At 67.8% G+C, this 20,999-nt stretch carries 22 protein-coding genes; 10 read left to right on the top strand and 12 right to left on the bottom strand.

What is annotated here, in order from left to right:
* The first annotated feature begins 241 nt into the window (after positions 1-241).
* Positions 242-1,867, top strand: a complete 1,626-nt coding sequence (gene groL / locus ACIHA7_RS06505) for a chaperonin GroEL (protein WP_397286169.1) — start codon at positions 242-244, stop codon at positions 1,865-1,867.
* A 138-nt stretch (positions 1,868-2,005) separates the two neighbouring features.
* On the opposite strand, the gene ACIHA7_RS06500 is transcribed toward groL, so the two are convergent.
* Complete coding sequence (locus ACIHA7_RS06500) at positions 2,006-3,016, bottom strand: SMP-30/gluconolactonase/LRE family protein (protein WP_397286167.1); 1,011 nt, start codon at positions 3,014-3,016, stop codon at positions 2,006-2,008.
* 123 nt (positions 3,017-3,139) lie between these two features.
* On the opposite strand from ACIHA7_RS06500, the gene ACIHA7_RS06495 reads away from it, so the two are divergent.
* Positions 3,140-3,604 carry a MarR family winged helix-turn-helix transcriptional regulator gene (locus tag ACIHA7_RS06495; protein WP_397286165.1) on the top strand — a complete coding sequence of 155 codons (465 nt, stop codon included), beginning with the start codon at positions 3,140-3,142 and terminating at the stop codon, positions 3,602-3,604.
* 38 nt (positions 3,605-3,642) lie between these two features.
* Here ACIHA7_RS06495 and ACIHA7_RS06490 read toward each other — a convergent pair whose 3' ends face one another.
* Complete coding sequence (locus ACIHA7_RS06490) at positions 3,643-4,329, bottom strand: ZIP family metal transporter (RefSeq protein ID WP_397286163.1); 687 nt, start codon at positions 4,327-4,329, stop codon at positions 3,643-3,645.
* 466 nt (positions 4,330-4,795) lie between these two features.
* On the opposite strand from ACIHA7_RS06490, the gene ACIHA7_RS06485 reads away from it, so the two are divergent.
* On the top strand, positions 4,796-5,428 hold the full coding sequence (locus ACIHA7_RS06485) for a TetR/AcrR family transcriptional regulator (RefSeq protein WP_228540259.1): 633 nt from the start codon (positions 4,796-4,798) through the stop codon (positions 5,426-5,428).
* A gap of 50 nt (positions 5,429-5,478) precedes the next feature.
* The gene (locus ACIHA7_RS06480; RefSeq protein ID WP_397286160.1) at positions 5,479-6,339 is read left to right on the top strand and encodes an alpha/beta fold hydrolase; all 861 of its coding nucleotides are present in this window, start codon (positions 5,479-5,481) and stop codon (positions 6,337-6,339) included.
* On the opposite strand, the gene ACIHA7_RS06475 is transcribed toward ACIHA7_RS06480, so the two are convergent.
* From ACIHA7_RS06475 to ACIHA7_RS06465, 3 genes are all read right to left on the bottom strand, one after another.
* Positions 6,336-6,986, bottom strand: a complete 651-nt coding sequence (locus ACIHA7_RS06475; RefSeq protein WP_397286158.1) for a TetR/AcrR family transcriptional regulator C-terminal domain-containing protein — start codon at positions 6,984-6,986, stop codon at positions 6,336-6,338. The genes ACIHA7_RS06480 and ACIHA7_RS06475 overlap by 4 nt on opposite strands.
* Positions 6,987-7,065: 79 nt before the next feature.
* Positions 7,066-9,123 (bottom strand): prolyl oligopeptidase family protein, encoded by a 2,058-nt coding sequence (locus ACIHA7_RS06470; RefSeq protein ID WP_397286156.1) that lies wholly within the window; start codon positions 9,121-9,123, stop codon positions 7,066-7,068.
* Between the two features lie 41 nt (positions 9,124-9,164).
* The gene (locus tag ACIHA7_RS06465; protein ID WP_397286154.1) at positions 9,165-9,710 is read right to left on the bottom strand and encodes a hypothetical protein; all 546 of its coding nucleotides are present in this window, start codon (positions 9,708-9,710) and stop codon (positions 9,165-9,167) included.
* A gap of 208 nt (positions 9,711-9,918) precedes the next feature.
* Here ACIHA7_RS06465 and ACIHA7_RS06460 point away from each other — a divergent pair, with 208 nt between their 5' ends.
* A complete protein-coding gene (locus ACIHA7_RS06460; RefSeq protein ID WP_397286152.1) occupies positions 9,919-10,893 on the top strand; it encodes a dipeptidase in 975 nt (324 codons plus the stop codon).
* On the opposite strand, the gene ACIHA7_RS06455 is transcribed toward ACIHA7_RS06460, so the two are convergent.
* From ACIHA7_RS06455 to ACIHA7_RS06445, 3 genes are all read right to left on the bottom strand, one after another.
* Positions 10,890-11,228, bottom strand: coding sequence for an MmcQ/YjbR family DNA-binding protein (locus ACIHA7_RS06455; RefSeq protein ID WP_194832088.1), 339 nt, complete (start codon positions 11,226-11,228; stop codon positions 10,890-10,892). The genes ACIHA7_RS06460 and ACIHA7_RS06455 overlap by 4 nt on opposite strands.
* A gap of 34 nt (positions 11,229-11,262) precedes the next feature.
* Entirely contained in the window at positions 11,263-12,309 is a 1,047-nt protein-coding gene (locus ACIHA7_RS06450; protein WP_397286149.1) for an NADP-dependent oxidoreductase, read from the bottom strand.
* Between the two features lie 127 nt (positions 12,310-12,436).
* On the bottom strand, positions 12,437-13,474 hold the full coding sequence (locus ACIHA7_RS06445) for an AraC family transcriptional regulator ligand-binding domain-containing protein (protein ID WP_397286147.1): 1,038 nt from the start codon (positions 13,472-13,474) through the stop codon (positions 12,437-12,439).
* Positions 13,475-13,618: 144 nt separating this feature from the next.
* On the opposite strand from ACIHA7_RS06445, the gene lpdA reads away from it, so the two are divergent.
* The gene (gene lpdA / locus ACIHA7_RS06440; RefSeq protein ID WP_397286145.1) at positions 13,619-15,022 is read left to right on the top strand and encodes a dihydrolipoyl dehydrogenase; all 1,404 of its coding nucleotides are present in this window, start codon (positions 13,619-13,621) and stop codon (positions 15,020-15,022) included.
* A gap of 119 nt (positions 15,023-15,141) precedes the next feature.
* Positions 15,142-15,843 (top strand): polysaccharide deacetylase family protein, encoded by a 702-nt coding sequence (locus ACIHA7_RS06435; RefSeq protein ID WP_397286143.1) that lies wholly within the window; start codon positions 15,142-15,144, stop codon positions 15,841-15,843.
* On the opposite strand, the gene ACIHA7_RS06430 is transcribed toward ACIHA7_RS06435, so the two are convergent.
* Positions 15,844-16,260 carry a PPOX class F420-dependent oxidoreductase gene (locus ACIHA7_RS06430; RefSeq protein ID WP_397286141.1) on the bottom strand — a complete coding sequence of 139 codons (417 nt, stop codon included), beginning with the start codon at positions 16,258-16,260 and terminating at the stop codon, positions 15,844-15,846.
* Between the two features lie 53 nt (positions 16,261-16,313).
* Positions 16,314-16,712 (bottom strand): winged helix-turn-helix transcriptional regulator, encoded by a 399-nt coding sequence (locus ACIHA7_RS06425; RefSeq protein ID WP_397286139.1) that lies wholly within the window; start codon positions 16,710-16,712, stop codon positions 16,314-16,316.
* Positions 16,713-16,811: 99 nt separating this feature from the next.
* Between ACIHA7_RS06425 and ACIHA7_RS06420 the strand changes: the two genes are divergently transcribed.
* Positions 16,812-17,663, top strand: a complete 852-nt coding sequence (locus ACIHA7_RS06420) for an SDR family oxidoreductase (RefSeq protein WP_397286137.1) — start codon at positions 16,812-16,814, stop codon at positions 17,661-17,663.
* Between the two features lie 75 nt (positions 17,664-17,738).
* Here ACIHA7_RS06420 and ACIHA7_RS06415 read toward each other — a convergent pair whose 3' ends face one another.
* A complete protein-coding gene (locus ACIHA7_RS06415; RefSeq protein WP_397286135.1) occupies positions 17,739-18,116 on the bottom strand; it encodes a VOC family protein in 378 nt (125 codons plus the stop codon).
* Positions 18,117-18,484: 368 nt separating this feature from the next.
* Here ACIHA7_RS06415 and ACIHA7_RS06410 point away from each other — a divergent pair, with 368 nt between their 5' ends.
* Positions 18,485-19,207 (top strand): TetR/AcrR family transcriptional regulator, encoded by a 723-nt coding sequence (locus ACIHA7_RS06410; protein ID WP_397286553.1) that lies wholly within the window; start codon positions 18,485-18,487, stop codon positions 19,205-19,207.
* A 9-nt stretch (positions 19,208-19,216) separates the two neighbouring features.
* Here the strand turns inward: ACIHA7_RS06410 and ACIHA7_RS06405 are convergent, their stop codons facing one another.
* Positions 19,217-19,750, bottom strand: a complete 534-nt coding sequence (locus ACIHA7_RS06405; protein WP_397286551.1) for a carboxymuconolactone decarboxylase family protein — start codon at positions 19,748-19,750, stop codon at positions 19,217-19,219.
* Positions 19,751-20,068: 318 nt separating this feature from the next.
* On the opposite strand from ACIHA7_RS06405, the gene ACIHA7_RS06400 reads away from it, so the two are divergent.
* Positions 20,069-20,935 (top strand): NERD domain-containing protein, encoded by an 867-nt coding sequence (locus ACIHA7_RS06400; RefSeq protein ID WP_397286133.1) that lies wholly within the window; start codon positions 20,069-20,071, stop codon positions 20,933-20,935.
* Positions 20,936-20,999 lie beyond the last annotated feature (64 nt).

Raw genomic sequence — 20,999 nt, 5'->3', positions numbered from 1 at the left:
GTCGCGCGTTGCGCGCCGAGCCGGGCCGGAGCACCCCGGACCTTGCACTCGGCACCGCCGAGTGCTAGAAATGGCGTTGGCACTCTAAAGCTGTGAGTGCCAGGTCGGGACGGTGAGACCGGGTTCCATCGACACCCTCGGTCGTCCGTCGCGGGCACCGCACCTGGCCAGCGTAGTAGGGCGACCCAACCTGCGGTCGTTCCTGTGTGTCAGCCATATACATGTGGAGGATCTCAACGCAATGGCCAAGACAATTGCGTACGACGAAGAGGCCCGGCGCGGCCTCGAGCGGGGTCTGAACGCCCTCGCCGACGCGGTCAAGGTGACGCTGGGGCCGAAGGGTCGCAACGTTGTCCTGGAGAAGAAGTGGGGCGCCCCCACGATCACCAACGATGGTGTTTCCATCGCCAAGGAGATCGAGCTGGAGGACCCGTACGAGAAGATCGGCGCCGAGCTGGTCAAGGAAGTCGCCAAGAAGACCGACGACGTCGCAGGCGACGGCACCACCACCGCCACCGTGCTCGCCCAGGCGCTCGTGCGTGAGGGTCTGCGCAATGTCGCGGCCGGCGCGAACCCGCTCGGTCTGAAGCGCGGCATCGAGAAGGCCGTCGAGGCCGTCACGGCTCGCCTGCTGGAGTCCGCCAAGGAGATCGACACCAAGGAGCAGATCGCTGCTACCGCGGGCATCTCGGCGGGCGACTCGTCCATCGGTGAGCTGATCGCCGAGGCCATGGACAAGGTCGGCAAGGAAGGTGTCATCACTGTCGAGGAGAGCAACACCTTCGGGCTCCAGCTGGAGCTCACCGAGGGTATGCGCTTCGACAAGGGCTACATCTCGGGCTACTTCGTCACCGACCCGGAGCGTCAGGAAGCGGTCCTCGAGGATCCGTACATCCTGCTGGTCGGCTCGAAGATCTCGACCGTCAAGGACCTGCTGCCGCTGCTGGAGAAGGTCATCCAGGCCGGCAAGCCGCTGCTGATCATCGCCGAGGACGTCGAGGGCGAAGCCCTGTCGACCCTGGTGGTCAACAAGATCCGTGGCACCTTCAAGTCCGTCGCCGTCAAGGCCCCGGGCTTCGGTGACCGCCGCAAGGCGCAGCTCGCCGACATCGCCATCCTCACCGGTGGCGAGGTCATCAGCGAAGAGGTCGGCCTCTCCCTGGAGACCGCCGGCATCGAGCTGCTCGGCCAGGCACGCAAGGTCGTCATCACCAAGGACGAGACCACCATCGTCGAGGGCGCGGGCGACGCGGAGGCCATCAAGGGCCGCGTGCAGCAGATCCGTGCCGAGATCGAGAACTCGGACTCGGACTACGACCGGGAGAAGCTGCAGGAGCGTCTGGCCAAGCTGGCCGGCGGTGTTGCGGTCATCAAGGCCGGTGCCGCGACCGAGGTCGAGCTCAAGGAGCGCAAGCACCGCATCGAAGATGCCGTGCGCAACGCCAAGGCCGCCGTCGAAGAGGGCATCGTCGCCGGTGGCGGCGTGGCGCTGCTGCAGTCCGCGCCTGCCCTGGACGACCTGAAGCTCAGCGGTGACGAGGCGACCGGCGCGAACATCGTGCGCGTCGCCCTGTCGGCTCCGCTGAAGCAGATCGCCTTCAACGCAGGCCTCGAGCCGGGCGTTGTCGCCGAGAAGGTCTCCAACCTGGAGGCGGGCCACGGCCTCAACGCCGACTCCGGCGTGTACGAGGACCTGCTCGCCGCCGGTGTCGCCGACCCGGTGAAGGTCACCCGCTCCGCGCTGCAGAACGCGGCGTCCATCGCGGCTCTGTTCCTCACCACCGAGGCCGTCGTCGCCGACAAGCCGGAGAAGGCCGCCGCTCCCGCCGGTGACCCGACCGGTGGCATGGGCGGCATGGACTTCTGAGTCCAGCCACTCGGCAACACCTTTAGAAACCGGAAGCCGGTCCACCCTCGGGTGGACCGGCTTCCGGCGTCTGCGGAGTCCCTTCCGCTTGCTTCGGAGACGACTGTACAGGCTAGGCTAACCTATCTTTGTTGCGGGTCAGACCCCGTCGACGGCGAGCACGGCGAACGGCTGCGGGGTGCCGGGCCCCATCGGGCCGCCCTTGTCGAATTGCGAAGCGACGACCAGGAGTTCGTTGCCGGTGCGGACCAGGGTGGTGGGGATGCTCAGGGCGGCGTCGGTGATGCGCCGGTCCAGGGTCGCGGTCGCGCCGTCGTCGGTCACGGTCCAGCGGGCGATGGCATTGTCGGTGTTCTGCACGACCCACAGGGTGTTGTCATGCAATTCGAGTCCGTCGCCGTGGATCAGGGTGCCACCGTGCAGCGCGACCTTGCGGATCGGGTCCGCCGAGTCCGGCGCGAGGGCGATGCGGAACAGCTCACCCGTGACCATGTCGACGACCAGCAAGTAGCGGCCACCGGCGTCGACCACGATGCCGTTCAGGCTGAAGCCGTCGGGTGCGCGCGGCGCGAGGACCGGGCTCAGATCGAATTGTGTTGTCATGTCGGCCCGTCCGCCGTGTGCGGCGGTCCGGGCGACCTCGTCTGCGGTGATGCGGTAGACGACGCCGCGCACCGAGTCGGTCAGGTAAGCGGTGCCGTCGGGGGTGATGGCGAGGTCGTTGACGAAGCGCGCCGCCGGACCCGGCGCGTCGAAGCGGGCGATCAGGGCGCGGGACGCGGTGTCGTACACGGCGACTCCGGCGGTCGAGTCGGTGACCCACAGCCGTCCCGCCTGGTCGACCTTCAGGCCATTGGCGGTCTTGCGGCCGTCGGCGCCTTCGGGCAGGAAGATCTCGGCCTGCTTGCTTCCGGGCGCGGCCCGGTAGACGGCCCCGGTGCTGTACGAGCCGACGTAGGTGTCGCCGGTGCGCGGATCGGCGGCGATGCCCTCGGGGTAGGCACGGTCGCTCGGTAGCGCGTAGGCCGCGGTGATCCGCGCGGGCGGCGCGGCGGGCTGCTCGGGGTTTTCGCTGGTACCGCAGGCCGCGGCGGTGCAGGACGCCGCGATGGCGATGGTTGCCATGCGGCGGCGCGTTGCGTGGGACATGGTTGCCCTCTCATCAAATCTACTACTCAGATGTGCTCACATCTAAGAATGAACACGAAGATAGATTAGAGCTCTAATCATCGTCAAGATACTTATGCGGAGACGGGCAGATACCATGCGGTCATGACGTCCCTGCCCTCCGCCGAGCGCCTCGGCTCCTACGTCAAGCGCGCCGAGCAGGCGCTGCAAACGGCGAAGCATGCCGCGCTGAAGCCCGCGGGCGTCACCGTCGCGCAGTACGCCGCACTGCTGTTCCTCGATGAGAACCCCGGCATCTCGGCCGCCGCGCTGGCCCGGCTGTGCGGCGTGACCCCGCCGACGATGAACACGGTGCTGACCAACCTGCAGGACCGCGGGCTCATCGAGCGCACCCCGCACGCCTGGCACAAGAACATCCTGGAAACCCGCCTCACCGCAGCGGGCGCCGCCGTCATGCGGGATGCCGACGCCAGGGCGGTCCGGGTGGAGCGGGCGGTGGCGGCCGGGTTCACCGACGCCGAACGCGCGACGCTGCAGGACTTATTGACCCGGTGCGCAGATCTTTTCGACTCCGTCCGCCCGGAAACTTCGGCCATCGGCGAGAAGTAGGCGGGGGTTCGGCGTCGTATGCGACCGGATCAGCTGCGTCAGCCCAGCAGGAACGCTACGAGAAACCCTGCGGCGGTGGCCATTCCGACCCACCAGCCACCTTCGCGATAGGCCTCGGGCATCAGCGAATCCGCGAGTACCGCGAGGGTCGCACCGCCCGCGAACGCTTGCACGGTACTGATACTTGTCTGGGAAAGGTTGTCCGACAACGCATTACCCAACACGGTAACCACCACGAGCGCCGAACCCGTTGCCGCCCAGAGCCATAGCGGGCCGAGGTGCTGGACGCCGTGCTTGTCGCGCATCAGGGCGGCCCCGCTGATCGCCTCCGGCACATTGCCCACCGCGACGGCGACCAGCAGCGCCAGCCCACCGCCACCGGCGAGGGTGACGCCGAGTGCGGTGTTCTCCGGAATGCCGTCCAGTACCGTGCCGAGCAGTAGCGCCCACCCAATAGCCTTGGCGCCCAACTTGTTTTCGATCAGATGGTTGGCCACCACGTACACCCCTGCTCCGCCGAACAGCGCCACGGCCGCGATCAGCGCACCCGCCTGGTGGAAGGCGGGCTCGAAGAGCTCGTTGGATACCGCGGCGATCATGGTGCCCGCACCGAACGCCATCAACGACGCGAGCAAGGGCTTCGGCAAGGTCCACCGCAGACCGATCGCGGCGCCGATCACCAGGGGCACGGCGGTGCCGAGCCCGTACAGCAACGCAGTCAGCATGCGATTCACCCTAATGCGGCACCGTTGCCGGGGGCCGAGGCGACGGGGGCGGTGCGTCCACCTCGAACTATTCGGCGCGCTATTCGCCGAGTACCGGAACTTCGCGAAGTAGCCTGGCGGACAGGACGAATCAGGCATAACCAGCGGACCAGTTCGGAAAAAGAATAATTCTACGAATTCCCGTCAAAATCGTCCGCTGCCCGCTCGACGCCGCAGTATCGACTGGGTCGGCAAACATTCAGTGACAAGAACGTTGCCCGCGCGATTTACCGTTCCGGCCGACCTTACCCGCCTTAAAGCGTGGCTGCGAAGCGGGATTCCGTACTGCTCGCAAGGGGTTCGATGAGTGCGCGCCGAGTCGGTAACCACCCTGCCAACTTTCGGCAAACGCCTGGTCAGTTGCGGGTTGATACCAAGGGCCCGATCCATGTCGAGTGCTTCTTGGCCTTCTGTATTGTCTGGCCCAATGTCACAGGATGCGAATACGGGTCGAATGTATGCCGGGCAACCCGTCGAGGACCGGCAACGTCAGCGGCGTGCGCGTTTTCTGGAATCGGGCCTGACGGTCTTCGCGCGCGACGGTTACGCCAATAGTTCGGTCGGCGCCATCTGTAAGGACGCCGGACTCTCCTCGCGACAGTTCTACGAGGAGTTCACCGGGCGCGAGTCGCTACTACTCGAGCTCTACGAGCAGATCGATCGCGAGTCGCGCGACGCGGTCGCCAAGTCATTGGAGAGCAAGGCCGACGCGAGTGCGCTCGAGATCATCGACGCGTCCGTCCGGGCGTACGTCGAGTCCATCGGGTCGGACCCGCGCAAGGCGCGCGTCGCACTGGTCGAGGTGGTCGGTGCCGGCCCGAAGGTGGAGAAGTTCCGGCTCGAACTGCGCCGGGTGTGGGGTTCGCTGCTGGCGGGTGCCGCGGAGGACGCGGCCATGCACGGCGAGATCCCGACCGGCGACTACGAGATGCGGGTACTCGCCATCATCGGCGCGGTCAATTACGTGGTGGATTCGTGGAGCGGCGCGGACCCGCGCCCGCCGCTCGACGACGTGATCCGGGTGTTGAGCAGGGTGATCATGGGGGCGGTCGGCGCCTGAGCGCCGAGCAGCCGAGGCGCGGCGGCAACGGGGCCGGTAGCGTGCGCGGGATGGAGACGGTTCCGATCCAAATGCCGGACGGCAGTACGGTTCCGGTGCGGCTGATCCCGGCCGCCGGCGCGCATCGACATCCGGTCACCCCGGATGCGCCGCGCCCGGTGCTGGTGATCGTGCCCGGGCTCGGCGTGCCCGGCGGGTACTACGAGCCGTTCGCCGCGAAACTGGCGGCGCGCGGCTTCGACATGGCGATCGGCGAGCTGCGCGGCAACGGCGACAGCACGCCGAAGCCGAGCGCCGCCAGCACGTATGGCTACCACGAGCTGGTGTCGGTCGACTTCCCGGCGATCTTCCAGGTGGTGCGCGACCGGTTCCCGGCCAGCACGCCGTATCTGCTCGGGCACAGCATGGGCGGGCAGTTCGCCGTCATGTACGCCGCGCGGATCCGCGGCAGGCTCGGCGGGCTGATCCTGGTCGCCTCCGGAACGCCGTATTACCGTGGCTACCCGGGACTTTCGAGTCCCGGCATCCTGGTCGGCACGGCGGCCGCCTCGCTCACCGCCAACCTGGCCGGCTTCTGGCCGGGGGACCGGATCCCCGCGGGCGGCTTCGGCCGCCAGTCCAAGGTGCTGATCGCGGACTGGGCGCGGCTGGCCCGCACCGGCCGGTTCCAGCCGGTCGGCGCGGACATCGACTACGAGGAGCGGATCTCCCGGCTGAAGCTGCCGGTGCTGTCCATCACCGTCACCGGCGACGACCTCACCCCGCCGGGCTCGGCCGAACACCTGCTGGCCAAGCTGCCCAAGGCGGAGGTGACCACCTGGCATCAGCCGGAGTCGTTGGGGCACAACGGCTGGATCCGCGAGAACGTCACGACCATCGATCAGATCGAGAAGTGGCTGCGCGATCGTTAGCCGGGCCTGCGGCCGACCTCGCGGTGGCGGCCGAACCCGTCGAGCATGGCGTCCAGGCCGACGTCGAAGTGGTCGGCCGCGGGCTCCGGTTGCTCCTCGGTGCGTGCGGCGACCGTGGCGATGGTGTGGCTGAGGATGTGGCCGATCGTGTATTCGCGCAGGCAGCGGGTCAGCTGGCGCGCGATGGACGCCGAAAAGCCCGCGCCCTGTAGGTGTTCCACCATCCAGCTGCCGGTCTCGATGGCCAGGTCGCTGCGCACCGGACGCGTCGCGAAGACCGGCACCGCGTTCGGATGCCTGCGCAGCGTGGACCGCAGCCGGTGCGCGTAGGCGCGCATCAGATCGCGCCACGGCTCCTGCCACGGCAGGGACTCCATGTCGAGCTCGGCGAACATGGTGTCGGCGATGGCGTCGAACAGCTCCTGCTGATCGGTGAAGTGCCGGTAGGCGGCCATCGGGTCGGCGCCGAGCGCGGTGCCGAGTTTGCGCATCGAGAATCCGTCGACACCGGTGCGGTCGATGAGGTGCAGTGCGACCGCGGCGATATGGTCGCGGTTCAACGTGGTGCGCGTCGTGGGTGCCGGGCTTGTGCGCCGGGTGCGCGCGCGCCGCGCGCGCGGCACCTCGACGGCGTTGTCGGAATCCACGAACAGCTCTCCTCTCGAACCCGGGTCTACGACGTAGACATCAGCCCCCACCGTAGGCCCGGGTCCCGGGAATCGACCGTTATCCGCGCCGCTCGATGAGCATCTGCGTGAAGAACTCGTAGATCAGACCCGCTTGGAACGCCGACTGTTTGTTGTCCGCCGCGCCGCCGTGCCCGCCCTCGATGTTCTCGTGGTACCAGAACTCGTGGCCCTGCTCCTCGAGCAGCGCGGCCATCTTGCGGGCATGCCCAGGATGCACGCGGTCGTCCCTGGTGGACGTGGTGAGCAGGATCGGCGGGTAGGCCACATCGGCCCGCGCGTTCTGATACGGCGAGTACTTGCTGATGTACTCCCACTCCTCCGGCTTGTCCGGGTCACCGTACTCGGCGATCCAGGAGGCACCCGCCAGCAGCAGGTGATAGCGCTTCATGTCCAGCAGCGGCACCTGGCAGACGATGGCGCCGAACAGCTCCGGGTACCGGGTCAGCATCACCCCCATCAGCAGGCCGCCATTGCTGCCGCCCACCGCGCCGAGCTGCTCTGCGGTCGTGATGCCGCGGGCGACAAGGTCTTTCGCGATCGCGGAGAAGTCCTCGTACACCTTGTGCCGGTTGGCCTTCTGCACCGAGGTGTGCCACTGCGGCCCGTACTCGCCGCCGCCGCGGATATTGGTCATCACCCAGGTGCCGCCGCGCTCGAGCCAGCCCATCCCGGACGCGCCGCTGTAGGCGGGCGTGCGGGAGACCTCGAAACCGCCGTACCCGGACATCACCGTCGGGCCGGGGGTTCCCCTGCGGTCGCGATGGCGAATGACGAAGTACGGCACCTGCGTTCCGTCGTCGGAGGTCGCGAAGAACTGCTCGGTCTCGATGCCGTCGGCGTCGAAGAAGCCGGGCTCCTGCTTGAGCTGCTCGGTGGCGCCGCCCACCGAGCTGGTCAGCAACGTGGCGGGGGTCGTGAACCCACTTGTGGTGAGCATGAATTCGTCGCCGCCCTCGAGCGGGTCCAGGTTCAGCACGCTGGTGGTGGCCATCGGCGGGGTGTCGGCCAGCGACTCCTTGCGCCAGCCGTCCGTACCCGGCGTCAGCACGTAGAGCTTGGTCTGCACGTCCTCGAGGGTGATGAGCAGCAGATGGTTCTCGGTCCAGCCGTAGCCGTGCAGCGAGGTGTGCGGGTCCGGGGTGAAGATCACCTCGAATTCCCGCCCACCGGCGAGGAACTTCTCGAAGTTCATCGCCAGCAGCGCGCCCGCGGGGTAGGCCGTGCCGTCCACCTCCCACGGCGACTTCAGCCGGACCAGCAGCCAATCCTTGTACCAGGACTCGCTCGCATCGGAGGGAATATCCAGATGCCGTAGCGTGCCGTCGTTTTCCAGCAGGTAGACCTCTTCGTTGAAGAAGTCGGTGGCACGGCCGATGAAATGGCGCTCGTAGCCGGGGGTTCGGTCGTAGCCCGCCGAGACCGCGACATCACCGGGCTCGCCCTCGAAGACGGTCACCGCGTCGGCCAGGTCGGTGCCGCGCTGCCAGCGCTTGGCGATGCGCGGGTAGCCGGACTCGGTCAGCGAGCCGGGACCGAAATCCGTGCCGACGTACACCGAATCGATGTCGATCCAGCGCATCTCGGACTTCGCCTCGGGCAGAAAGAACCCGCCGTCGGCCGGATCGATGAAGGTGCGGGTGGTCATGTCGAACTCGCGCACCACCTTCGCGTCCGCGCCGCCGCGCGACAGGCTGATCAGGGTCCGCGACTGCTCGGGGCGCAGCACGGCGGCCCCGCCCCACACCCAGTTCTCGTCCTCGGCGGCGGCCAGCGCGTCCAGGTCGATCAGCACGTCCCAGTCGGGCGATTCCTTGGCGTACTCGGCGAACGTGGTGCGCCGCCACAGCCCGCGCGGATGCTCGGCGTCGCGCCAGAAGTTGTAGAGCCAGCTGCCGCGCCGGCCCGGGTACGCGATCTTGGTGTCGGTGTCGAGCATGTCCAGAATGCGATGTTCGAGCTCGCTGAACCGGTCCGAGGAGGCGAATCGCTCCACGACCACACTGTTGTGTGCGCGCGCCCAGTCGAGGGCCCGCTCATCGGTCACTTCTTCGAGCCAGAGGTAGGGGTCCGTCACATTCTGCTCAACACCACTCATCCCCACATTGTTGCCGAGCGAGGCCGACCAGGACGCCGGGGTTACCAGAAGTGCGCTACATCCACCACGACGCGTGATCCGCTACCCGGTCCGTCGAGGGTGAACACCCGCATCGGCAGCCGTGCGCGGACACCCAGACCGATCGTGGTCTGCCCCTCGAACGAGCCGGCCCAGGCCACCTGACGGAAGGTCTGGTACCCCGCCACATTCACCAGCTCGCTGCGGTTCTGCGGCTGATAGGTGGGTTGGCCCGCCTCGTTGTACGCGGGCGCGCGGACGACCACATTCAGGAACGCCCCGCCACGCAGCGGTACGGGAGTGCCCGACCCGTCCATCGTCACCTGGTCGACGTAGCCGACGTGATAGCCGGGCGCCGAACCGGCGAGGTCGATGACGAGCCGATCGAAGCATTCGTGCCGACCGGACCGAACGCCGTTGACCGGGCCGGTCGACATCGGAGGGCTCGCCTTGTCGAGCGAACCCCACACCAATCCGCAGTAGGAGGGAGTTGCCGCGGCCGTCCCTGGAATGAGCCAGAGGCCGACGAGAGTCGCGACGGAGGTGAACAACAGAAATATGCGACGCATGCCGCACCGCCTTCAGGCAGTAAGAACGAGAGTTATTCCGTGAATCGGTCGAATCGGGCACGGCGTTACCGGTGAACGCGCTCGAAAAGGATTCGTGACCTTGGTATATCGGTCCGAGACGGGTTCGACACCGCACGCGCCTGACGATGGTCCCGGCGCCGGCTCAGTAGGATTGCGAGTTCGAGGCTGATCCGACCGGGAGGTTTCTTTGCCGCCGTTTCTCTGGGAGCAGCACTGCTGTTTACCACTGGTGCCTTCGGCGCGGATCGCGGACCTTGCGCGCTATCCGCTCGGGTCGTATCTGTCGGTGAATGTCGGGTATTCGCCGCATACGACGGAGGATTCGCTGAAGCTGGTCCGGCAATACCGTTCGGACGCGCTCGCCGACGGACGATTCCGGTTGGTGCACAGCCACTCCGACATCGGCGATCCGGAAACAATCGCCCTCGCCTTCGATCTGGAGGACTCCGGACCGCTCGGCGGCGATCTGGACAATGTGGCGCTGTTCCATGAGTTCGGCGTCCGCTCGATGCTGCCGACCTACAACAGCGCCAATGCGGCGGGGTGCGGCTGCCTCGACACCGAGGACACCGGGCTCACCGCCTACGGCCGTGACCTCGTGCGCACGCTCAACGAGGTCGGCATGTTCGTCGACGGCTCGCACTGTTCGGTGCGCACCGGACTGGACCTGGCTACCCACACCCAGATGCCGATGATCTACAGCCACTCCAATTTCGCCGCGCTGTGGGCGCACCCGCGCAACATCACCGACGACCAGGCGAAGGCCTGTGCCGCCACCGGTGGCGTGATCGGCATCAACGGTGTGGGTATCTTCTTGGGCCGCAACGGCGTTGGCGACGGTGCCGCCCGAGTCGAGGCGATGGCCGATCACGTCGAGTACGGCGTGCGGCTGGTCGGCATCGAGCACATCGGGATCGGTTCGGACTATTCGTTCGACGCCGACGACTTCAACGGCATGCTCGCCGATCATCCGGAGCTGTATCCGGAGGCATACACCAAATGGGGTCCCCTGCAATGGGTTCCGCCGGAGGAGTTGCTCGGCACCGAGCGGGTGCCCGGCTTGGACGAGGTGCTGGCGCGGCGGGGCTTCAGCGCCGACGATCGGGCGGCGGTGTTCGGCGGCAACTTCTCCCGGGTTGCCGCACAGGTGTGGCGCGACTAGCCGAGGTGTTCGGCCGCCACCCGCTTGGGCACGCACATCCGCCAGGCCTCGACGACGAGCTCGGTCAGCTCCGCCTCGTCGATGGCGGCCAGCCGCACCCGAACCCAGTTGTACCGCTCGTCCGACGGGCGCGGCATCATGAACTTGTCCGGCTCGGCGGCGACCAGTGCCGCCCGTTCGGCCTTGGGAAAGGCGAAGCCCATGCGGGTTTCGTCGGCGGACAGCGCGAGGTAGACGATCCGGCCGATCCGATACTTGACCCGGTCGCGGACCAGTGCCTCGGTTGTTCGCGGCAGGCTCATCGCTATCCGCCGCACGTCGTCAGCTGTCACCATCGGTGCATTATCGCGACGGGGTGCGACAAATTGCTCACCCCAGACGGACCAGCATCTTGCCCGTGTTGGCGCCGGAGAGCACGCCGAGGAACGCGGCGGGGGCCTGTTCGATGCCTTCGTAGATCGTCTCCGTGGTGCGGATCGTCCCGTCGGCCAGCCAGGCGGCTGCCTTGCCGATATACTCGCCGAAGATCGGGAAGTAGCTGTTCACCAGCATGCCGCGCAGCGAAACCTCCCGCGTCGCAGCCTTGTACAGGTCGGGCCCTGGCTCGGCGGTGTCGCCGTTGTAGCCACTGATCGCGCCGACGAGAGCGATCCGCCCCTTCGGCCGCATGGCCTCGACGGCGACCCGCAGATGTTCGCCGCCGACACTGTCGAGGTAGACGTCGATGCCCTCCGGCGCGGCCGTGGCGAGCTGACCGGCCAGATCGCCTGCCCGGTAGTCGATCGCGGCGTCGAAGCCGAATTCGTCAAGCAGCAGCCTGGCCTTGGCGGGACCACCTGCGGACCCGATCACCCTGGCTGCCCCGAGCGCCTTGGCGACTTGCCCGGCCACACTGCCCACCGCACCCGCGGCGGCCGAAATGAACACGGTGTCACCGGGTTTCACCGGTGCCACATCGGTCAGTGCGGCGTACGCGGTGAGGCCGGTGGTGCCCAGCGCGCCGAGGTAGTGGTGCGCCGCCGCGAGCGAGATGTCGATCGGGGTCACCGCAGCCGCGTCGAGCACCGCGTACTCCCGCCAACCCGCGAAGTGCGACACGGTGCTGCCCACCGCAACGCCCGCCGCCGTCGACGCGATCACCTCGCCGACCGCCGAACCCTCCAGCGCCGCACCCAATTCGAACGGTGCGATGTAAGACGGCCGATCGTCCATCCGTCCCCGCATGTAGGGATCGACCGACATCCAGGTGTTGCGCACCAGAACTTGCCCGTCGGTCAGCGCCTCGATCGGCCGCCGCACCAAGGCGAAATCCCGTGCGGTCGGCGCACCGACCGGACGTGCCGCCAACTGGATCTCCCGCGAGAACTGCGGCAGTACACCGTCGGTGACCGGTCCCTGCGTGGTCTGAGTCTTCATCTCGCTACCTCTGTTTCGCTGTTCCCCGAACCGTTCGATCCGGTACCGAGAACGCTATGAGCCCGAGCCCCGCACCCCCAGGTCCGGAAACGCCACGCGCCGGTCCAAACGCGACACGTCTGGCAGGTCAGTTGGCCCGGAGGTGGGTCGGGGAGGTTCCGGTCCAGCGGTGCACGGCTTTGCGGAGGGCGCGGTCGTCGGTGAAGCCGAGGCGGTCGGCGATGGCGGAGGTGGTCAGATCTCCCTCGGCGAGCAGGGTTTTCGCCTGTTCGTAGCGGACCTGGTCGTACTCGGCGCGCCAGGTGGTGCCGTGCTCGGCGAGCTGCCGCTGCAGGGTGCGTGGGCTGACCGCCAGTCGGCGGGCGACGGTGGCCAGCGACGCGTCACCGGCGGCGAGGGCGGCGTCCAGTGCGACTCGGAACGCCTCCAGTGGGCCGGGGATCACGCGGGCGGTGGACAGGACCAGGTCGGCGTGGCTGCGCAGCAGGTCCGCGAGCATCGGGTCGGCGCGGGGCAGCGTGGCGGTGGCGTCCGCGGCGGTGAAGCTGATGGTGTCGGACGGGGCGTCGAACTCGATGCGGTGGGTGCCGAACGCTTCCAGCAGTGCATCGTGGTTGCGCGGTGCGGCGCGGCTGAAGGCGACGCGGGCCGGGACGACCCGCCGTCCGGTGGCTTCGCGGGCGCGCCGCAGGTAGTAGGCGAGCACGTACTCGTTGATGACGGCGGCCACCGCCGGATCGCCCGCGGTGGTGCGGAACCCGACGGTGAGATCGCCGTCGTGCGCGAGGTCGAAACCCTCGGCCGCCGCGGTGACCAACCGGTGGTACGGCTGCGCGGCCCGCAGCGCGTCCGCCAGCGTCGGCCCGTTCGTGACGAGGTAGTCCCAGGTGGTCAAGGTCCCGAGCGGCGCGGCGGCGACCACGGCGAGCCCGGCACCCGGCTCCGGCCCGAGCTGGGCGAGCAGCTCCCACAGCCGCACCAGCGAGCTCAGCGGAATGCGATTGAGCTCCCCGGCGAGCACCGCGTCATCGATGCCGTGGATCGCCGCGAGCCGGTCCGCACCGACGCCGGCCCGTCGGGCGGTATCCCGGACGAGCCGGATCAGGTGCGTCGAGGCGGTGCCGTCGACAGGCGCCGCGACACGCCTCGAGCCACTCGCCACCACGGCCATACAGTAGCGAGCCGAAATGTCCGGTTCTCTACCCGATCGCCCGCGCGAACACCGAACTTTCGCCCAGGTGTGGCCCACGGCGCATTGTTGTGGGGGACCGGTGGGCCAACTCCTGGCGACAGAGTTAGGCTCGGTGTCGTGACTTCCCATTACGACGTTGTCGTTCTCGGTGCCGGTCCTGGCGGTTACGTCGCCGCCATCCGTGCGGCACAGTTAGGCCTCCGTACCGCGATCGTCGAGCAAAAGTACTGGGGCGGTGTGTGCCTGAACGTCGGCTGCATCCCTTCCAAGGCGTTGCTGCGTAACGCAGAGCTGGCGCATATCTTCACCAAGGAAGCCAGGACCTTCGGGATCTCGGGCGAGGTGAACTTCGACTTCGGTGTGGCGTTCGACCGCAGCCGCAAGGTGGCCGACGGCCGGGTCAAGGGCGTCCACTTCCTGATGAAGAAGAACAAGATCGACGAGTTCGACGGCAAGGGCACCTTCACCGACGCGAACACGCTCTCGGTCGAGCTGTCCAAGGGCGGCACCGAGACCGTCACCTTCGACAACGCGATCATCGCGACCGGCACCGTCACCAAGCTGCTGCCCGGCACGCAGCTCAGCGACAATGTGGTCACCTACGAGGAGCAGATCCTCACCCGCGACCTGCCCGGCTCGATCCTCATCGTCGGCGCGGGCGCGATCGGCATGGAGTTCGGCTACGTCCTGAAGAACTACGGCGTCGACGTGCGCATCGTCGAGTTCCTGGATCGCGCGCTGCCGAACGAGGACGCCGACGTCTCCAAGGAGATCACCAAGCAGTACAAGAAGCTCGGCATCACCATCAGCACGGGTGCCGCCGTGCAGTCGATCGACGACGACGGCTCGAAGGTCACCGTCGCGATCAAGGACAACAAGTCCGGCAACGTGGAGACGGTCACCGTCGACAAGGTGCTGCAGGCCGTCGGCTTCGCGCCCCGCGTCGAGGGCTACGGTCTGGAGGCGGCGGGCGTGCAGCTCACCGACCGCGGCGCCATCGCGATCGACGACTACATGCGCACCAACGTGTCGCACATCTACGCCATCGGTGACGTGACCGCGAAGCTGCAACTCGCGCACGTCGCGGAGGCGCAGGGTGTGGTCGCCGCCGAGACCATCGCGGGCGCGGACACCGTCACCCTCGGCGACTACCGGATGATGCCGCGCGCCACCTTCTGCCAGCCGCAGGTCGCCAGCTTCGGTCTGACCGAGCAGCAGGCCCGCGACGAGGGCTACGACGTGAAGGTCGCGACCTTCCCGTTCACCGCGAACGGCAAGGCGCACGGCCTCGGCGACCCGACCGGTTTCGTCAAGCTGGTCGCCGACAGCAAGTACGGCGAGTTGCTCGGCGGCCACCTCATCGGCCCGGACGTCTCGGAGCTGCTGCCCGAGCTCACCCTGGCGCAGAAGTGGGACCTCACCATCAACGAGCTCACCCGCAACGTGCACACCCACCCGACGCTCAGCGAGGCGCTGCAGGAAGCCTTCCACGGCCTCGCCGGCCACATGATCAACTTCTGATCGACCGCTGATCGCCGACGGTGGCGTCCGGACCTGAAAGGTCTGGGCGCCACCGTTTTTCGTACCGCGGGGCCTGCTCTCGGTTCGCCGACATCAGGCCGATCTGCTAGACAGCAGTGATGCGGAAGTGGCTTATCGGTGCTGCATTGGTGCTCGTCGTCGTGCTGGCGACGGCGGTCGGCGGCTATTACCTGATGAACTCGCGGACCTACCAGTTAGCCGGGCGGCTGGTGGATCGGGTCGGCACCACCGAGAAGGTGGTCGCGTTGACGCTGGACGACGGCCCGACCGATAAGGCGCCCGAGGTGTTGAAAACGCTGGCGGACAACCAGGTTACGGCCACGTTCTATCTGAACGGACGTGATCTGGCCGCCCATCCGGCGCACGGCAGAGCGATCGCCGAGGCCGGCCACGAGATCGGCAACCACACCTACAACCATCGCCGGATGGTCTTGGTCTCCGCCGATGCCGTCCGCGACGAGGTCGAACGCACGGACGCCGAGATCGCGAAAACCGGTTACCGGGGCCCCATTACGTTCCGCCCGCCCAATGGCAAGAAACTGTGGGCGCTGCCGAAATACCTGTCCGACCACGACCGCACCACGGTGACCTGGGACGTCGAGCCCGACTCCGGTGGGAAGCCGAGCGCCGACAAACTCGTCGCCGACACCGTGGCGCAGGTGCGCCCCGGCTCGATCATTCTGCTGCACGTCATGCACGAGTACGCGGCGCCCGCGCTGGCCGCCATTCCGCGCATCGTCACCGAACTCCGTGCTGCGGGCTACACCTTCGTCACCGTCTCGGACCTGCTGAAACGCTGATCAGAGCATGCCGTAGGCGTGCGTCGGGGTGAGGATGGCCAAGGCGCGACGGTCGGCGACCATGGCTCGGCGGTAGTCGTCCCAGTCGGGGTGTTCACCGTTCGCGGCGCGATAGTAGTCGACGAGCGCCTCCACGGTGGCGTCGTGCGGATCTTCGGCGACCGGCGTGACCGACGCGATGGCCTCGATCACGGCGTAGGCGTAGAAGTCCTCGCGGCTGACGTGAATCGCGGCCCATGGTTCGCGAACCAGGTTGTGGTACTTCGCCCGGTCGGCGGTGATGGAGATGCGAATGAGGCCGTCGCCGCCGATCACGTGCAGCACATTGGATTGCTGCGGGCGGCCGTTGCGCCGGATCGTGGTGAGCACCGACCTGGGGTGCTTGCGGGCGAAGTCGACTGCTTGGGCGAGTTCCATGGTGCTATTCAACCGTGTGTGATCCAGGTCTCTTCCCGGTGCGCGTAACCGGGTCAGTCCCGGTGATAGGTCTCCTGGGCGGCACGGACCTGCGGCATGCTCTGCTCCACCAACTGGATCAGCGAGTGGAGCTGCTCGGCGACCTGCCGACCGAGCTCGGTCAGCGTGTATTCGACGCGCGGCGGAATGGTTTCGTGCACCGCACGGTGCACCATGCCGTCGCGTTCCAGCGCCTGCAGGGTCTGCGAGAGCATCCGCTCGCTGACGCCGTCGACGCGCCTGCGCAGTGCGCTGAATCGGTACGAGCCGTCGCGCAGCGCGACCAGGGCGAGGATGCCCCAACGGCTGGTCACATTCTGCAACACCGGCCGCGACGTGCAATCTTTCGCGAAAACGTCGGCTTCCAGCGTCGGATCGTCCAGATCTGGCGACGATGTGCGCTGCGTACTCATGCCTCCGATAGTACCCATCTCGACCAAAGTGGTGTATGAATGCATAGTACTTACTAATAGTTAGTGCTTGTCGAACCGTACATACTCTTGGAGGTAGTCATGACCGTTGCCGTCACCGGTGCCAGTGGACAGCTGGGCCGTCTCGCCGTACAGGCTTTGCTGCGCGAGGGCGCCACCTCGGTGGTCGCGATCGCGCGTGATCCGAAGAAGGTCGCCGACCTCGCCGAACTGGGCGCCGAGGTCCGCCAGGCGAGCTACGACGACGCCGAATCGCTGGATCGGGCGCTCGCCGGGGTCGATCGCGTGCTGCTGGTCTCCGGTAATGAATTCGGCGCCCGAGTGGCACAGCACACCAACGTCATTCGCGCCGCCGAGCGCGCGGGCGTGCAGTTGCTCGCCTACACCAGCATTCCGCGCGCGACGGAGAACCCGCTGATCCTCGCGCAGGAGCACATCGGCACCGAGGCGGTGCTCGCGGAAGCGACTGTCCCGCATGTGATTCTGCGCAACGGCTGGTACTGGGAGAACTACCTCGGCGGGCTCGCGCACGCGGTCGAGTCCGGCGTGCTGCACGGCGCGGCGGGGGACGGCCGGGTGGCCGGCGCGGCGCGCGCCGACTACGCGGCGGTGGCCGCGAAGGTGCTCACCACCGACGGGCACGCCGACCAGGTCTACGAGCTCGGCGGCGACGAGCATCTCACGTATGCCGAGCTGGCCCAGGTGATTTCGGCGGCGGCCGGTAAGCCGGTGCGCTACGAGAACCTGGCCGAGGCGGACTACGCCGCCGTGCTCGAGCAGGCGGGACTGCCCGCTGCCTACGCGAAGACCCTCGCCGATGCGGACGCGGGCATCGCGACCGGCATCCTCGATGTGCACAGCGGTGATCTGCAGAAGCTGCTGGGCCGGGCGTCCACGCCTGCGGTCGAGGTGTTCCGGGCCGCGCTCGGATGACCGTGCTGGACGGACACTTTCGGCGAAAGTGTCCGTCCAGGCCGGGTTCCAAAGGTGGAACCCACTGCTACGCGCTCACACCCACTGCACGAGCTGCACGATGATCCCGTTCGGATCCCTCATCTGGAAGTAGCGCTCGTTCCACTCCTCGGTCTCGATCGGCGTGACGATCGGCACGCCCTCGCCCTGTAGCCGGGCGTATTCGGCGTCGATGTCGTCCACTACGAACACGACAAGGAGTCCCTCGCCCGCGCTGCCCGCCGCACTCTTCGGCTTGAAGCTCGCCAGCCCGGTGCGCAGGAAGATCACGTTCAGCCCCGCGTCGGGCCGGTCCAGCGAAACGAAGCCGTCGGCCGACATCTTCTCGGTGAAGCCGAGGTGGTCGATCAGGAACTTCGCCGAGGCCTGCGGATCGGGAACGTTGAGCGAGATGGCGGAAGCGGTGATATTCATGAGCCCTCCTCGGCGTCGATTAACTCTATACTTAGTACGCTGTACTTTGTATAAGAATTCCCGGGCGGCCGCACTGTGACCTGCGTCACGCCGATACGATCGAACCGATCACGCGAGGAGGCAGGGTGGACGACGGCTCGACACAGCGACCCGACGCACCGGGCACTGCGCGCCCGAGCGAAGGTTCGGTGCAGCGGGGGGCCGAGAGGGCGACGCAGCACACCGCCGAGAGTTCTGCAGAGCGCACCGGCGAGAGTTCTACAGAAACCGGTGAGAGCGCGGCAAAGCGCACCGGCGAGAAGTCCGCCGAGCCGACACCGCGTCGCGGCAAACAGGACCGAAGCAGCGCGGGCGATCCCGTCCGCACGCTGGAGTTGTTGTGGCGGGTCGCGGGCAGCCAGACGCCGACACGCGGCCCGAAACAGCGCAGCAGCGTGGACGCCGTGGTCGCCGCCGCGATCGAGATCGCCGACACCGCGGGCATCGACGCGCTCACCATGCGCGCCGTCGCCACCGAACTGGGCCTGACCCCCATGGCCACCTACACCTACGTGCCGGGCAAGGCCGAGCTGATCGACCTGATGGTGGACAAGGTCTACGCCGAGATGGAGCGTAAGGACCTGTCGGACCTGCCGTGGCGCGATCGGGTCACCGCCATCGCGGTGGCCAACCGCGCCATGCTGGCCCGCCACCCCTGGGTCGCCTACCTGCCGACCACCCGCCCGCCGCTCGGGCCGGGCATGGCCGCCAAATACGACCACGAACTGCGCGCGTTCGAGGGCCTCGGCCTCGACGACGTCACCATGGACGCGTCACTCACCTACGTCCTCGGTTTCGTCACCTCGGTGGCCCGCATCGCGATCGACGCCGCCCGCGCCGCGGCGGACAGCGCGATGTCGGATCCGCAGTGGTGGGAGCGCGTCGCGCCGCTGCTGGCGCAGGTTTTCGACCCGCGGCAATACCCGGTCGGCGCCCGCGTCGGCGCGACCGCCGGGATGGCTTACGACGCCGCCTACAGCGCCGATCATGCCTTCGAGTTCGGCCTCGCCCGGGTCCTCGACGGTCTGGCCGCGCTCATCGAAAAGCGGTGAGCGCGTGCGCTATACCCCGTCGCGCTGGATGCGCAGGGCGGTGATGGTGGCGGCCAGTCCCTCGTACTGGTTGACCAGCAGCACGATCTCGATGAGGCTGCGCTCGTCGTAATGCTCGGCCAGCGCTGCCCAGTGCGCGTCGTCCAGGTCCCTGGTCCGCACCAGCTGGTCGACGGCGGCGAGCAGGGCACGGTGTTTGTCCGTCCAGCCCGGCGCGTCCGGTCCGGTGCGCAGGCGGTCGAGGATCTCCGCCGTCACCCCGGCGCGTTTGCCGAGCCGGATGTGGTGGTCCATCTCGTATTCGCACGCACGCAGGTGCGCGACGCGCAGAATGACCAGCTCCGACTCGTGCCGGGGCAGCCTGCCGCCCGGCATGAGTTTGCCGGAGTAGTGCAGCCAGCCGCGAAACAGCCCCTTGGTGCGGCCGAGCGTGCTGAACAGGTGAGCGTCGTCGGTGCCCGCGGCCTTGGAAAGTACCTGCCAGACAACCCAGTTGATCGGACCCAGCTCCCGCAGGCGTCCAGGGGAAATGCGTGGTCGCAGCGCTGAAACCATGCTCGGTCGGCTCCTCCGGGTACGAGGGGTGAGCGGCCGGGCGGCGCCGGGCCGAGCCGTCAGCCTACCGGCGAGTACGCCCCGGATCGATGGCCATCGGCGACCGGCGAGTGCCACGCAGGTCAGGCAGCTGCCGAATTGCCCGCGCAGCCTGGGGATTACCCCGTTACGATCGATTTCGTGCGGATACGGGTACCTCGATGGGGCGCACAGAGCTCGCCATGCTCCAGACCGCGGCCCGGCAGCGCAGCTATGTGGCGCTGATCCAGCACGGCCTGATGATGCGGAGAGGCGGACAAGCTCGACATGCTGGTGAGGGTCAGGCCCGGGGCGCAGCTGTCCGGGGCCGAACAAGAATTCGTCGAATGTCTGCGCTCCTACCCCTCGGCCGCCCTCGCCATGATCGACCTGCGGGTCGGCGACCGGCGGATCGACGCGGTGGTCTGGACGCCGCGCGGGTTGACGGTGCTGGAGGTCAAGGGCTTTCGTCGCAGGCAGAGCGGCATTCTCAGCATCGCCGCCGAGGGCCCGTGGAAGATCAGTGACGCCGATGCGGACCTCGACGAGCCGGCCGGGCGCCCCTCCGATCGACTGGAACACGGGATTCACACGGTGAAGACCACGCTCGAGCGGGCGCTGCTCGACCCGGGACATGTCTGCGGTGCCGTCGTTCTCGTGCCGTTTCGCGGCGCGGTGGTGCGTCCGTCGCGCACCAATCTGCGCCCCGGACTCGATGTCGTCGTCGGCAATGTCGCCGATGCCACCGAGTTGCGCATCTATCTCGAAGGGTTCTCGGCCGGGGCGCGGAAGTGGACGGCCGACCGCGTGCTCCGCGACTGCACCGCACTCGGCCTCGCCGAGCTCGCGCCGTCTCGTGCGGACCTGATCGCCGCCGGTTTCGAAGAGGTGCCGCAGGAGACTCCGAGTGTCATACCGCGCCCACCCAAACCACGGGTCGAGCCGACGCCGGGGGTTGCCACGAAACGGCATTCGTACGCCGGGTGGGCGGTTGTCGCGCTGGCGGTCGTCGGGATGCTCGCGGTGATCGGCGTGGTCGCGACCTCGTTGGCGCGCGATTCTTCCCATCCGACACCCGAGGAGACCAGCACGACGACCCCGGCGCCGACAACGACCCAGCCGACTACGTGCTGGCCGTTCCAGCCGGACTGCTGAGCGGCGCGGTCACCCGCCCGCGTCGCCGCGACCGCCTGCTCGGAGCACCCGAACACGTCCGAGA

The sequence above is a fragment of the Nocardia sp. NPDC052316 genome, from assembly GCF_044547795.1.
In the GTDB taxonomy this organism is placed as follows: Bacteria; Actinomycetota; Actinomycetes; order Mycobacteriales; family Mycobacteriaceae; genus Nocardia.
The sequence above is the reverse complement of the archived record's forward strand: the minus strand, read 5'-3'. Positions and strand labels throughout refer to the sequence as shown.